Genomic DNA, 13538 nt, shown 5'->3' with positions numbered 1-13538 from the left:
CACAGAATGACCACCAATAGACTCAGGTTACACAAAGCTGATTTGAGCGCCCTCGTTGTATGTGATGGTCGTTACTATTGTGTTCCCTGCAAGGGAGGCGCCGCTATCAACCGGAACAGATTGTGTTTTCAACCATTCTGTAGCGCTACATGGCATGATGTTTTGCAAGCCACTGAGCGGCAGTTGTGGTTGCAATTCCCTCATGGTGATTGAACGTATTTTCTTTACTCCATGCCACGCCGTCAGGCCGTGCGAAAGCAAGCCGGTATTTAGCCCCAACATCATCCGGATTATGGCGCACATCAACTTCCAGCTTTTTCTTTTCAAGTAATTTTCTGTTTACCTCAGCGCCCCAATGAGCCTGCATTAAATCGGCAAGCTCACTGTAGGTCAGCGTATCACCTGAAATATAGACAATCTCGTTCCGAAAAGTAGGCTGATGGAAAAAGACGTCTGAAGTTAGCTGGCCGATATCTTCAGGTGTGGTCAGTGTCACCGCATACTGCCAGTCTCCAAGAGCACAGACAGTTTTACTTTGTGCTTCAATCACACCAAAGCTGGGTTCAAACAGGTAGCTGGTGAAAATTCCCGTGGAAATAATAACCCACTCAGTTGCACTCTGCGCGCGCAGGAGATGCCGTACCTCAAGTTGTTCGTCCCATACTTGCTGTCCGCTGCCTTTCCCGACAACGTCATAATCAACCCCGAACTGCCATGGGAAGTAGCGTGCTACACCTGCCTGTAATACCGCTTGTGTAATCTTTATTTGTGTTCCCGGTCCCCCGACAAAACCACTGCAGTTGATAACGGCGTCAAAAGAGTGAAACAGCTCACTCAGGTCATTTATACTACTTTCCTTCAGATCCCCCTCAACTACAGAAATGCTCAGCTTCATAAGCTCATCTAGCCGTGCCTTGCGTGGGCCAGAAACGGAGCGGGCGGCTTCACTTCTTAGTAATACACTGATTTTTATGTATGAATGCTCCTGAGTTTTATTGCTCATCGCACGCAATACTGGCAGCCCCAATTCCCCTGCTCCGAGTATGAGAACAGACTTTGTAAATTTATTTTCGGATGAATATTTCATTTTTGCCTCCTTGTGTATTTCAACCTCATCCTGACAGCTGGTACGAACTGGTACAATTAGGCACATGAATGATACCGGAGGTGATATGGAGAGTGATCGTGCAGCACTGCTGCAATTCTCAAAAGAATTTTGTGAGGATTTAAGCAACGATGATGAGGGGCTGAAACGTGAGATCCTCGCACATGCAGGAAACCGCTGGTCACTGGGCGTGTTGCATATTCTGGGTACCAGTGGACCCCTTCGCTATGGAGAGATACGCCGCTACCTTACGGGCGTCACTCAGAGAATGCTGACGCGAACACTGCGCCACCTTGAGCGGGACGGTCTTATATCCCGCTGTGATTATCAGGAAAAACTACCACGGGTTGTTTATGCGATTACAGATACGGGAAAAGAAATGCTTTTGCGGATGATACCCTTATGGTCATGGATTATAACATCTGCTGACTATTTTCGGGTGGCAAGGGCACAGTACGATGGTGATTAATAACGTTCATGAAGCAGGCTGGTATATTGAAATACTGTCTAAAACAGGCTGTTTGCCATACCCTATTCCTGAGAAAAGTGCGGGCAATGGATAAAACTGTAAATTGATTTACTCTCTACTTCCCGTAGACCACAACCCTTGAAGTAAGAAATATCTTTATTATGATATTGCGAGCATCGAGGTGTATTAAACAACGGGGAGCAGGTCGAACGCATCATCGAACCAACCTGACCCCAAATCTGACCACTAATTTTTCTCGATGCGGAGGGAAAACTGAAAACGCATCGTGAAGGTTTTTTTCGCTAACCTATTGCATCAAAATCATATTGGGATTCGCGCAGGCGCATGAAAAGCAAAAGCCCGCTTCAGTTCCCTGAAGCGGGCTTTTCTAAAATCTTGGCTCCTCTAACTGGACTCGAACCAGTGACATACGGATTAACAGTCCGCCGTTCTACCAACTGAACTACAGAGGAATTGCGAGAACGGGGCGAATACTAAAGGTGTAGACGTCTTTTGTCAAAACTCTTTTCGACAAATTGGCGCAAACGGGCAGTTGCTCGCCAATGTGCTGGATATCTAGTCGATGAAAACCACTCATTAACGCGGCCATATTTTTCTAAGGCCAAACAACTTCTGTTCGCTTTCGTACAATAGGTCGGCTATTTGTTTTGAATCCGGTGTAGTCAAAACCACAAAATAATAAAATAGTATTATTTATCAATATGATGAAAATAAATGGTAATTGGTACGTTCCCTGCTTAATAGAAAGGGTCAATCGACTAACAGGAGAATGCACATGGCTATCCGTCAATGCGCCATTTATGGCAAAGGTGGCATAGGTAAATCAACTACCACCCAAAATCTCGTCGCCGCACTGGCCGAGATTGGCAAAAAGGTCATGATCATCGGTTGCGATCCGAAAGCGGATTCAACCCGTTTGATCCTGCATGCCAAAGCACAAAATACCATTATGGAACTGGCTGCGGAAGTCGGCTCAGTAGAAGATCTGGAGTTAGAGGACGTCTTGCAGGTCGGTTATGCCGGCATCCGCTGCGCAGAATCAGGCGGCCCTGAGCCGGGTGTAGGTTGCGCAGGTCGTGGTGTTATCACCGCCATTAACTTCCTCGAAGAAGAGGGCGCGTATGAAGATGACCTGGACTTCGTCTTTTATGACGTACTCGGTGACGTGGTCTGCGGTGGGTTTGCCATGCCGATCCGCGAAAACAAGGCGCAGGAAATCTATATCGTCTGTTCCGGCGAAATGATGGCCATGTATGCCGCCAATAATATTTGCAAAGGCATCGTCAAATACGCTAAGTCCGGCAAGGTTCGTCTCGGCGGGTTGATTTGTAATTCACGCCAGACCGATCGTGAAGACGAACTGATTATCGCCCTGGCGGAAAAACTGGGCACGCAAATGATCCACTTTGTGCCGCGGCATAACATCGTTCAACGTGCAGAAATCCGTCGCATGACGGTGATTGAGTATGATCCTACCTGCGATCAGGCCAATGAATACCGTACGTTGGCACAAAAGATCGTCGACAACAAAAAGATGATCGTCCCCACCCCGGTCACCATGGATGAGCTGGAAGCGTTATTGATGGAATTCGGCATCCTGGACGTGGAAGACGAAACCATTATCGGCAAGACCGCAGCAGAAGAAGCTAACCTGGTCTGACCCGTTACGTTGTTGGTCCCTAAGCCGGCGTTCGCTGGCTTAGGCAGCTATCCCATCCATTATTGTAAGGACATCGCCATGGCCGATATAACCGGCGAACAAACGCTGGCGCTGATTCAGGAAGTGTTAGAAGTTTTCCCTGAAAAAGCTCGAAAAGAACGTGCCAAGCATTACATGTTAAGCGATCCGGAAATGGAAAGCGTTGGCAAATGTATTACCTCCAACCGTAAATCCCAACCCGGTGTGATGACAGTGCGTGGCTGTGCCTACGCCGGTTCCAAAGGGGTGGTGTTCGGGCCGATCAAAGATATGGCCCATATTTCTCATGGACCGATTGGCTGCGGTCAATACTCTCGCGCCGGTCGTCGTAACTACTACACCGGCTACAGTGGAGTCAATGCCTTTGGCACCTTGAACTTTACCTCGGATTTCCAGGAAAAGGATATCGTGTTCGGCGGCGACAAAAAGCTGACCAAACTGATTGAGGAGTTGGAAACGTTATTTCCCTTAACCAAGGGCATCAGTATCCAGTCTGAATGTCCGGTAGGACTGATTGGCGACGATATCGAAGCGGTGGCGCGGGAAACCCAGAAACTGCTGAATAAACCGGTGGTCCCGGTGCGTTGTGAAGGTTTTCGCGGGGTTTCCCAATCGTTAGGTCACCATATCGCCAATGACGTGATGCGCGACTGGATCTTGTCCAACCGTGACGGTAAAGAATTCGAAACCACCCCTTATGATGTGGCGATCATCGGCGATTACAATATCGGTGGTGATGCTTGGGCATCGCGCATTTTGCTCGAAGAGATTGGCCTGCGCGTGGTGGCCCAGTGGTCTGGCGACGGCACATTAGTGGAAATGGAAAATACGCCGAAGGTGAAACTGAATCTGGTGCACTGTTACCGTTCCATGAACTATATCTCTCGGCATATGGAAGAGAAATACGGCATTCCTTGGCTGGAATATAACTTTTTTGGCCCGACCAAAATTGCGGAATCACTGCGCAAAATCGCGGCGCTGTTTGATGAGACCATCCAGGCCAATACCGAGGCAGTGATCGCTAAGTATCAAGCCCAGACCGATGCGGTGATTGCCAAATACAAACCGCGTCTGACTGGCAAACGGGTATTGCTCTATCTCGGTGGTCTGCGGCCACGTCACGTGATTGGCGCTTACGAAGATCTGGGTATGGAGATCATCGGCAGTGGTTATGAATTTGCCCACAACGATGATTACGATCGCTCGTTGCCAGATATGAAAAAAGACACCTTGTTGTTTGATGATGCCAGTAGCTTCGAACTCGAAGAGATCATTAAGGCCCTTAAGCCGGATTTGGTGGGTTCGGGAATTAAAGAAAAATATATTTTCCAAAAAATGGGTTTCCCGTTTCGGCAGATGCACTCATGGGATTACTCCGGTCCGTACCATGGTTATGACGGTTTTGCCGTTTTTGCCAGAGATATGGATATGACCCTGAACAACCCAGGCTGGAGTCAGTTGACGGCCCCCTGGCTGAAAACCGCCTGAGAATGTTTGTCTGAATGCCTATACCCGTCAGTTCACAGATTTGTGACACGGGAGGAGAGAATCATGAGTCAGAACGTAGAGAAAACCAAGGCTTGTTTTCCGCTGTTTGAACAAGCGGAATATCAGGCGCTGTTCACCAGCAAACGTGAACTGGAAGAAGCCCACGGCGAAGCGCGAGTCAAAGAAGTCTTTGCCTGGACCACCACCCAGGAATATCAGGATCTTAATTTTAAGCGCGAGGCGCTGACGATTGACCCGGCTAAGGCCTGTCAGCCGTTGGGCGCGGTGTTGTGCTCACTGGGCTTTGCCAAAACCTTACCTTATGTGCATGGTTCCCAGGGGTGCGTGGCTTATTTCCGCACCTATTTTAACCGCCATTTTAAAGAGCCGGTGGCCTGTGTATCCGACTCCATGACCGAAGACGCGGCGGTGTTCGGTGGTAATAATAATTTGAATGCCGGTTTGGAAAATTCCTATGCGTTGTATAAGCCTGAGGCTATTGCGGTTTCCACTACCTGTATGGCTGAAGTCATTGGGGATGACCTGAGCGCCTTTATCGCCAATGCCAAGAAAGACGGTTTTATTGATGCGGCGGTACCGGTGCCTTATGCCCATACGCCAAGCTTTATCGGCAGCCACATTACCGGCTGGGATAATATGTTCGAAGGTTTTGCCCGCGAATATACCGATAAAACCGACGCGCGCGACTATCAGCCAGGACGTAACGGCAAGATCAATCTGGTCACCGGTTTCGAAACCTATTTAGGCAATTACCGGGTGCTCAAACGCATGATGGATCAAATGGGCGTAGGGTACAGCCTGCTGTCCGATCCCTCCGAGGTGCTGGACACCCCGGCAGACGGTGAGTATCGCATGTACGCCGGCGGCACCACGCAAGATGAGATGCGCGATGCGCCTAATGCCATCGATACGTTATTGCTGCAACCATGGCATTTGCTGAAAACCAAAAAAATGGTGCAGGAAAACTGGCAGCAACCGGCTACACCAGTTAGCGTGCCAATGGGTCTGGACGCCACCGACCAGCTATTAATGACCATCAGCGAACTGACCGGCAAATCGATTCCCGACGAGCTGACGCTAGAACGCGGCCGTCTGGTGGATATGATGCTCGATTCCCATACCTGGATCCACGGCAAGTCCTATGGTCTGTATGGCGATCCGGATTTTGTGATGGGCATGACCAAGTTCTTGTTGGAACTGGGCTGCGAGCCAACGGTGATACTCTGCCATAACGCCAATAAGCGCTGGCAGAAAGAGATGAAAAAAGTCTTGGCCGCGTCTCCTTACGGTCAAGAAAGTGAGGTCTACATTAACTGCGACTTGTGGCATTTCCGCTCGTTAATGTTTACTCGTCAGCCCGATTTTATGATTGGTAACTCCTACGGCAAATTTATCCAACGTGACACCCTGGCCAAAGGTGAACAGTTCGAAGTTCCGTTGATCCGTATTGGTTTCCCGATTTTCGATCGCCATCATTTGCATCGAATCTCAACCTGGGGTTATGAAGGCGCAATGACGGTGCTTACCACACTGGTGAACGCAACGCTGGAGAAACTCGATCGCGATACCATGAAAATGGGGCAAACCGATTACAACTTCGATTTGATTCGCTAAAAGAGCGGCTCCGGGTTGCGTCCCGGAGCCATCTTCACCGGAGTGGCCGCTATGCCGAGTGTATTATTCAGTAAAAAAGGCGACGATCTCTACTGCTATATCGCCAAGCAGGATTTGGAAGCGCGGGTCGTGCATCTTGAATTCGACGATGCTGCGTGTTGGGGCGGTATTTTCGAGCTGGAGGGGGGTAAATCTTATTATATCTTCCCACAGCCCGGTACGCCGCCTTTCCCCGTGCGACTGCGTGCCAGCAAACATTGCGCCTAACCTTAGGTCTTGAGGAGTTTCTTGATGAATGTCGCCACCGACGATCCCTTATTTTGGCGCCTGTTTGCGTTGGCGCAACTCTTGCCTCAGCTACCGCCACGGGAGCTGATCCTGTGGCTGGAGCAGGTGGCCGGGCTGCCGCTTGCACCGGCCATGTTGCCGAAAATGCCCCTTGACCGGCTAGCGGCAGCTTTTCCCGCCGAGGTTAGTGTACCGACAGTGTCCCAGTGGCAGCAGGTGATGGCTTGTCTGGACGGTTGGCTGCCGGAGCATTTGACCACCCAACCAGGGCGTGGCGAAGCGTTGCACCTGCGGGTTGCCTTTGCCTCCAGCGATGGGTTGACCATTGATGGCCATTTTGGCCAAAGTAAGCTATTTTTTATTTACGTCTTTGATGATAAAGGCCCCTTTTTGCAGCAGGTGCGTCGCTACCGCGATGAGCCTGGTGCATTGGAGGAGGGTAACGAGGCGCGGGCGCGATTATTAAGCGATTGTCATTTACTGTTTTGCGAGGCCATCGGTGGCCCGGCCGCCGCGCGGGTGATCCGCAATAATATCCATCCGATAAAAATCAAACCGCCAATGAGCATCGCCCAGCAGTTACAGGCGCTGGAAAAGATGCTGACCGAGCGTTTACCCCCCTGGCTGGCCAAAAGGTTGGGCAAAACAACCCCGCTGGCCCAGCGCGATTTCTCGCTTTGACCGACCGCGCCATCCTATGGCGCGGCATCATCGCGATGTCAGGCGCTGACCGACCTGTTCGGCATCATCGCGATGTCAGGCGCTGAGCCGCTGTTGGATTGAGCGCTGACCATCAAGCATGCCAGGCTCAGCTTAAAGCGCGCGGTGGTTGACGCTCGGATGTGCCGACAGTCGTTTGGCTATTGCGCGATAATTAAGAAAGGTTGCCAGGCTTAATGCTGTTTTTGACCGGCTATTTGTATAACCGGCCATGATATTATCAAATGTTAACAGCGCAATCACAGCGGCTTCGTAACCGTAAATAACCGCATACATTAGCGGGGTTTTTTCTTCATTATCAATAAGGTTTACATTGGCCTTGCCATTGGCCTGGAAAGCCTGTATTACCGCCGCATGGCCATTTATTGCGGCGAGGGTGAGTGCGCTATAGCCTTTATGATTTTTTGCATTTGCATCTATTTTGGGATGCTTTAATAACTCAATAATAATACGTTGGTCACCTGCCGCGGCCGCTATATGTAACGGCGTATTGCCTTGGTGGATAACAATATTAACATCAAGATCCGCCTGTTTTAATAACGATAGAACCTGGTCGAAATGACGGTTTTTAACCGCAATAGATAATGCGCTTTCATTATGGCTGTTTTTTGCGTTAACATCCGCTTTTCCTTGACGTAATATTGCATCAAAAATACGGATGTAAGACTGGGCTGCTGCCATCATAAGGGCCGAGTTGCCATAATAGTCGCTGAGGTTGAGATCAATTTCAGGATGCTTGATTAAAAGCATCACCGCCAGCTCTTGCCCATGTTCAATGGCGAGCATGAGCGGTGTTTTGTGCCGCCCACCGATAAGCCTATTGATGGCTAACCCACTTTTTTGGGTGAGCAAGGTCAGCATGGCAACATGGCCGTTATACGCCGCAATATGCAAAGGTGACCATCCTTTTACATCAACTTCATTAATATCTATATCTTTATGCGCCAATAAATCAGCAGTAATATCGACATTACCGGATAAAACCGCCAAAATCAGCGGTGTATTGCCGGCCTTATCTTGACGATTAATCGCAATAGTGGGTTGCATTATTAATTTTTTAACCAGGACTGCGGAATTTATAGTAACGGCAATATGCAATGCTGTTATTTTGTTGTTGTTAACCACATTAATATTACAATATCTGGTCAGTAGCCAATCAACAACATCATCCATGTTTAGATCCACTGCAAAATGCAATGCTGAGTTACCTTCATCATCCTGTATATTAACATCACTCTCTTCACACTCAACGATCTGTTTGACAATATCTATGCGTTTATTCACGATCGCCGTCATCAGAACCGTTTTCCCTTCGGTAAAACACATATTAATCAATTTTTTATTAATTAAGACCTGTGTCGCCTTAAAAATATCATATTTATGAATAGCATAAAATATTTTGGCATAATCGCTAAACCATACTGGATGGGGACTGTCGGCAGGGCCATGTACTGGCGTGTTATGTATCGTCGCGATCATTTCGGCATCGGATAAGGTTAAAATAACATTTCCTAATGACAATCTGATAAGATCAAGGGGTTGTTTGACCTGTGTCTCTTTATTTTCTAACCAAAAAAAATCCCCGAGGTGGCGTATTCTAATCATTTCATTTTCACTGCCATTTTGTATGGCATATATTTCCATTCCCTGCGGATCATCGGCCAGTTTTTCCGCCAACTGTATGCTGATGTTGATAGGTTGCATTAGGGCGCAAGGGCCAAAGGATTCGAAAGATTGGAATAACTCTGTAAGGGTGAAAAAAGGATATTCTTTAGCGAGATGTTCTTTAAATGCCTTGTCTTTGAACAGTTGCATAAAAAGATTGTCACTGTGGTTTTTTAAGGAATAAATAGAGTTATTAACATCATTATAAATAACGAGTCCTACATAGGTGATTATTTTGCCGATAGTGATGTTTTGGTTTAGATTCTGTATCAGAGCCTGGGCAAGCATGGCGGCTTCACGTAAAATTTCTGCCCGGCAATGGTCACTCACATCTTCATCAGTCATGTCCCATCCTGTGTCCTGTAATTGTCTTTTAAAAGCGGTCAGCACGGCGGATCCCACCTCACCATACGCCGTCTCTAAATAGCAGAGTAAATGTGATTGAGTCAGTGCCTGTTTTGCCTGATAGAGTAATGCATAAATGCCGCCCCGCATTTCTCCCATAAAATCAATATAATACAGGAATGCTCGCTGAATGAAAGTCTCAATGGGCTGATCAAGCGATTTAACGATCTTGGTGAGAATGGCCAACCCTGCCGCGTTATTTTCGTGAAGGGGTTCTTGTGCAAATACATGGAGGATGTTAACTAACGAAGTATAACACCTCATTTTTATGGCCACCGAGATGCTTTGTGGTACTGAGAGTTGCGCTATGAATTTTTTATTATTATCGTCAGCGCCCTGGATATATCCGGTTTTTTCGATAATCGCCGTTAACGTATGGTCCATTTGTTGTAAATAGCGGTGATAGTCAATATTTTGTTCAAAACTGTCAATACTGCCGTAGCGTTCTTCACTGTAAATGATGGTCTCACTTTGCGTCGGCAGGGATAACGGATAATAGGTGGGATTAGCGATCGCTAAGTGCGGTGTGGATCCGTTGCGGTTGACGTCCATATTATCTCCTATGACATCAGACAGGGTGTCGTCTCGTTTTCGAGCCAAGGGGTGTTGTCGCTGATGATAAACTCATCAACGTAAACCTTGGCTCATACCGGGCTCTCTTTCCCCGACGCTGTGTGCAACGTTGTCTCGATTGTCAGGTTTACCACAATAAAAAACCCCGAAAAATCAGCACTCAAGGCTGGCGCGTGAATTGCACTCATCCCTCTAACGCCGCTAACCAGAGAGAACGCTATGAAGAATAATGATATTGCCGCCCTGTTTATTGAGCCGGCCTGCGCGCATAACGGCAAACACAAGACTGGGTGTACACCGCCGAAACCCGGATCCACTGCCGGCGGCTGCGCTTTTGATGGCGCGCAAATCACCTTGCTGCCGGTGGCGGATGTGGCGCATCTGGTGCACGGTCCTATTGGTTGTGCCGGCAGTTCCTGGGATAACCGCGGTAGCCGTAGCTCGGGTCCACAGATCAATCGGCTGGGGTTTACCACCGACCTGAGCGAGCAGGATGTGATTATGGGGCGGGGCGAGCGGCGATTGTTCCACGCCGTGCGCCATATCGCCGAGCGTTATCATCCCGCGGCGGTCTTTATCTACAATACCTGCGTGCCGGCGATGGAGGGGGATGATATTGACGCGGTCTGTCGTTCGGCCTCAGTGGCCGCCGGTATTCCGGTTATCGCGGTGGACTCGGCCGGATTTTACGGCAGTAAAAATCTGGGTAACCGCATCGCCGGAGAGGTGATGCTGCGCCAGGTGGTCGGGCAGCGCGAACCGGCGCCGTGGCCGGTGGACTACCCGGTGCCTGAAGCCCGTGGTCACGATATTGGGCTGATTGGTGAATACAATATTGCCGGCGAATTTTGGCAGGTGTTACCGCTGTTTGATGAGTTAGGGGTGCGGGTACTGTGTACCTTGTCCGGTGATGCCCGTTTTGCCGAAATTCAAACGCTGCACCGTGCGCAGGCCAATATGCTGGTCTGTTCACGCGCCTTGATCAATGTGGCGCGCAAATTGGAGGAGCGTTACGACACCCCCTGGTTTGAAGGCAGTTTTTACGGCATGCGGGAAATGTCGGCGTCGTTGCGCCAGTTAAGCGCACTGCTTGAGGATGACGATTTGACCGCACGCACCGAAGCGTTGATTGCGCGCGAGGAGGCCGCAACCCTAACCGCGCTGGAACCGCTGCGCGAGCGATTGGCCGGCAAACGAGTGCTGCTGTATACCGGTGGCGTCAAGTCCTGGTCGGTGGTATCGGCACTACAGGATCTGGGCCTGGAGGTGGTGGCCACCGGTACACGCAAGTCTACCGAGGAGGACAAGGCACGTATTCGTGCGCTGATGGGCGAGGATGCGTTAATGCTCGATGAAGGCAATCCGCGTCTGTTGTTGGACACCGCCTATCGCTATCGCGCCGATATGATGATTGCCGGCGGGCGCAACATGTACACCGCCTACAAAGCCAGGCTACCGTTCCTGGATATTAACCAGGAGCGCGAGGAGGCGTTCGCCGGTTATAGCGGCATGGTCAATCTGGCGCGGGCGGTATGCCGTACCTTGGAGAGTCCGGTATGGCGTCAGGTTAATCAGCCGGCGCCCTGGCAGATGAAAGGTTGAGGAGAAAAATATGACTACCGTTGTCCGTTCCAAAAAACCGCTCGCCACCAGTCCGATCAAAAGCGGCCAACCGCTGGGGGCTATCCTGGCCGCAATGGGCCTGGAGCACTGTATTCCTTTGGTCCACGGTGCCCAAGGCTGCAGCGCCTTCGCCAAAGTGTTTTTTATTCAGCACTTTCATGAACCGGTGCCGTTGCAGTCCACCGCCATGGAGCCGATCACCACTATTATGGGTGCAGATGATAACGTTTTCGCCGCCCTGGAAACACTGTGCGAGCGCAACACACCGCGCATGATCGTGTTGCTGAGTACCGGTCTTTCCGAAGCCCAGGGTAGCGATCTGACACGGGCGGTGGCGCTGTTTCGTGACAGCCATCCCAAGCATCGCCAGGTGGGCATTCTTACCGTCAGTACGCCTGATTTTTACGGTTCATTGGAGAACGGTTATGCGGCGCTGTTGGAAAGTATCGTTCAGCAGTGGGTACCACCGGAACCGCCGGCAGGCATTCGTAACAAGCGAGTCACCGTTTTTCTGAGCCATATGTTTACCCCTGGCGATCAGGAACTGATTCGTACCTATGTCGAGGCCTTTGGACTACAGGCGGTGATCCTGCCGGACCTGACCCAATCTATGGATGGACACTTGGCGCTAGGAGACTACAGCGCATTGACCCAGGGCGGCACACCGTTTCGGGTGATGGAACAACTGGGTCAAAGCGCCGCCACCTTGGTGATCGGTGTATCTTTACAGCGGGTGGCGGCGCTGATAGCACCGCGCGCACGCGGCGAGTGCGTAAGGTTGCCGCATCTGATGACGTTGGCGCGGATGGATGAATTTATTATGCAACTACGCCAGATTTCCGGGCGTGAAGTGCCATCATGGATTGAGCGGCAGCGCGGTCAGTTGCTCGATGCCATGATTGACTGTCATGGTGATCTGCAGGGCACGCGCATGGCCATCGCCGCCGAGGCGGATTTATTGTGCTGTTGGACTGACTTTGCCTTGAGTCAGGGGATTGAGGTGACCAACGTGATTGCCCCGGTTAATCAACCGGGGTTGGCCGACCTGCCGGTGGAGACGGTGACAATCGGTGATCTGGAGGATTTGGCGGATCGGCTGGTGCAACATCCCGCCGATATGCTGTTTGCCAACTCTCATGCCGCCGATTTGGCCGAGCGGTTACATCTGCCGCTGATTCGCATTGGTTTCCCGATTTATGACCGCTTGGGTGAGTTTCGCCATACCCGCCAAGGTTATGCCGGCATGCGCGATACGCTGTTCGAATTGGGCAATGCAATGCGTGTGTGTCAACATCATGCGCCAGTTTACCTTTCGCCGCTTAAACAAGATTTTTCTGCCGTCTCACAGCTACAGGACACCGGTTTATGAATAACTTCCAGCGCAATCTTACGGTGACCACCGCTTCCGACTGGGCGTTGCGGGTGGCCTTCGCCAGCTCGGATTTACAGGTGGTGAATCAGCATTTTGGTTCGACACCCCGTCTGGTGATTTATGGGGTAAAACCGGATCGGGTGACGTTACTGCAGGTGACGGATTTTATCGTCCAGCCGGGTCATGATTTAGATAAATTAAGCTGTCGTATCGCGGCGCTGGAAGGCTGTTTGTCATTGTACTGCGTGGCGGTGGGCGACAGCGTATTTCGTCAACTGTTGCGGGTCGGTGTACGGGCAGTCAATGTGCCTGCAGACACCGCCATCACCCAGCTTTTAACCGAGTTGCAGCAAAATTGGGATGCGCCCACAGTGGTGCGTCATCAGGTGAAACGTGATCCGCAACGCTTCGAACGTTTAGCGCAAGAGAGCCGCTGGGAGGAAGATTAAGCGGTATTTCACCCATACCGTTGGCT

General features: G+C 50.3%; 11 protein-coding genes and 1 tRNA gene. 9 read left to right on the top strand and 3 right to left on the bottom strand.

The genetic code is table 11. The features are described 5' to 3' along the window. Positions 1-145: 145 nt before the first annotated feature. A complete protein-coding gene (locus SJI19_RS22430; protein ID WP_323480489.1) occupies positions 146-1087 on the bottom strand; it encodes an aromatic alcohol reductase in 942 nt (313 codons plus the stop codon). Positions 1088-1172: 85 nt separating this feature from the next. Between SJI19_RS22430 and SJI19_RS22425 the strand changes: the two genes are divergently transcribed. Next, on the top strand, positions 1173-1574 hold the full coding sequence (locus tag SJI19_RS22425; RefSeq protein WP_323480488.1) for a helix-turn-helix domain-containing protein: 402 nt from the start codon (positions 1173-1175) through the stop codon (positions 1572-1574). A gap of 397 nt (positions 1575-1971) precedes the next feature. On the opposite strand, the gene SJI19_RS22420 is transcribed toward SJI19_RS22425, so the two are convergent. Beyond that, positions 1972-2047: transfer RNA gene (locus tag SJI19_RS22420), tRNA-Asn, on the bottom strand. Between the two features lie 323 nt (positions 2048-2370). Between SJI19_RS22420 and nifH the strand changes: the two genes are divergently transcribed. The 5 genes from nifH to SJI19_RS22395 all read left to right on the top strand — a co-directional run bounded on the left by nifH (position 2371) and on the right by SJI19_RS22395 (position 7386). Beyond that, a complete protein-coding gene (nifH, locus tag SJI19_RS22415; protein WP_323480487.1) occupies positions 2371-3255 on the top strand; it encodes a nitrogenase iron protein in 885 nt (294 codons plus the stop codon). Between the two features lie 78 nt (positions 3256-3333). After that, positions 3334-4782 (top strand): nitrogenase molybdenum-iron protein alpha chain, encoded by a 1449-nt coding sequence (nifD, locus tag SJI19_RS22410; protein WP_323480486.1) that lies wholly within the window; start codon positions 3334-3336, stop codon positions 4780-4782. Positions 4783-4845: 63 nt separating this feature from the next. Beyond that, complete coding sequence (gene nifK, locus SJI19_RS22405; RefSeq protein WP_323480485.1) at positions 4846-6417, top strand: nitrogenase molybdenum-iron protein subunit beta; 1572 nt, start codon at positions 4846-4848, stop codon at positions 6415-6417. 51 nt (positions 6418-6468) lie between these two features. Beyond that, on the top strand, positions 6469-6684 hold the full coding sequence (gene nifT / locus SJI19_RS22400) for a putative nitrogen fixation protein NifT (RefSeq protein WP_323480484.1): 216 nt from the start codon (positions 6469-6471) through the stop codon (positions 6682-6684). Between the two features lie 24 nt (positions 6685-6708). Continuing rightward, positions 6709-7386: a NifB/NifX family molybdenum-iron cluster-binding protein gene (locus SJI19_RS22395; protein ID WP_323480483.1), complete on the top strand. Its 678-nt coding sequence runs from the start codon at positions 6709-6711 to the stop codon at positions 7384-7386. 132 nt (positions 7387-7518) lie between these two features. On the opposite strand, the gene SJI19_RS22390 is transcribed toward SJI19_RS22395, so the two are convergent. Further along, positions 7519-10047, bottom strand: coding sequence for an ankyrin repeat domain-containing protein (locus SJI19_RS22390; RefSeq protein ID WP_323480482.1), 2529 nt, complete (start codon positions 10045-10047; stop codon positions 7519-7521). Positions 10048-10287: 240 nt separating this feature from the next. On the opposite strand from SJI19_RS22390, the gene nifE reads away from it, so the two are divergent. From nifE to SJI19_RS22375, 3 genes are read left to right on the top strand one after another with little or no spacing between them, the layout of a single operon-like run. Then, the gene (gene nifE / locus SJI19_RS22385; RefSeq protein ID WP_323480481.1) at positions 10288-11670 is read left to right on the top strand and encodes a nitrogenase iron-molybdenum cofactor biosynthesis protein NifE; all 1383 of its coding nucleotides are present in this window, start codon (positions 10288-10290) and stop codon (positions 11668-11670) included. A 10-nt stretch (positions 11671-11680) separates the two neighbouring features. Next, the gene (gene nifN, locus SJI19_RS22380) at positions 11681-13060 is read left to right on the top strand and encodes a nitrogenase iron-molybdenum cofactor biosynthesis protein NifN (RefSeq protein ID WP_323480480.1); all 1380 of its coding nucleotides are present in this window, start codon (positions 11681-11683) and stop codon (positions 13058-13060) included. Then, positions 13057-13512: a NifB/NifX family molybdenum-iron cluster-binding protein gene (locus SJI19_RS22375; RefSeq protein ID WP_323480479.1), complete on the top strand. Its 456-nt coding sequence runs from the start codon at positions 13057-13059 to the stop codon at positions 13510-13512. Before nifN ends, SJI19_RS22375 begins: the two co-directional genes overlap by 4 nt. Positions 13513-13538 lie beyond the last annotated feature (26 nt).

Origin of the sequence: Acerihabitans sp. TG2 (genome assembly GCF_035013185.1) — a bacterium.
In the GTDB taxonomy this organism is placed as follows: domain Bacteria; phylum Pseudomonadota; class Gammaproteobacteria; order Enterobacterales; family Enterobacteriaceae; genus Acerihabitans.
Note: the sequence above shows the minus strand (reverse complement) of the source record. Positions and strands in the feature narration are given on the sequence as shown.

Coding starts and splice junctions, on each gene's coding strand:
- SJI19_RS22430 (WP_323480489.1), bottom strand. CDS start 1,087: ATGAAATATTCATCCGAAAATAAATTTACAAAGTCTGTTCTCATACTC.
- SJI19_RS22425 (WP_323480488.1), top strand. CDS start 1,173: ATGGAGAGTGATCGTGCAGCACTGCTGCAATTCTCAAAAGAATTTTGT.
- nifH (WP_323480487.1), top strand. CDS start 2,371: ATGGCTATCCGTCAATGCGCCATTTATGGCAAAGGTGGCATAGGTAAA.
- nifD (WP_323480486.1), top strand. CDS start 3,334: ATGGCCGATATAACCGGCGAACAAACGCTGGCGCTGATTCAGGAAGTG.
- nifK (WP_323480485.1), top strand. CDS start 4,846: ATGAGTCAGAACGTAGAGAAAACCAAGGCTTGTTTTCCGCTGTTTGAA.
- nifT (WP_323480484.1), top strand. CDS start 6,469: ATGCCGAGTGTATTATTCAGTAAAAAAGGCGACGATCTCTACTGCTAT.
- SJI19_RS22395 (WP_323480483.1), top strand. CDS start 6,709: ATGAATGTCGCCACCGACGATCCCTTATTTTGGCGCCTGTTTGCGTTG.
- SJI19_RS22390 (WP_323480482.1), bottom strand. CDS start 10,047: ATGGACGTCAACCGCAACGGATCCACACCGCACTTAGCGATCGCTAAT.
- nifE (WP_323480481.1), top strand. CDS start 10,288: ATGAAGAATAATGATATTGCCGCCCTGTTTATTGAGCCGGCCTGCGCG.
- nifN (WP_323480480.1), top strand. CDS start 11,681: ATGACTACCGTTGTCCGTTCCAAAAAACCGCTCGCCACCAGTCCGATC.
- SJI19_RS22375 (WP_323480479.1), top strand. CDS start 13,057: ATGAATAACTTCCAGCGCAATCTTACGGTGACCACCGCTTCCGACTGG.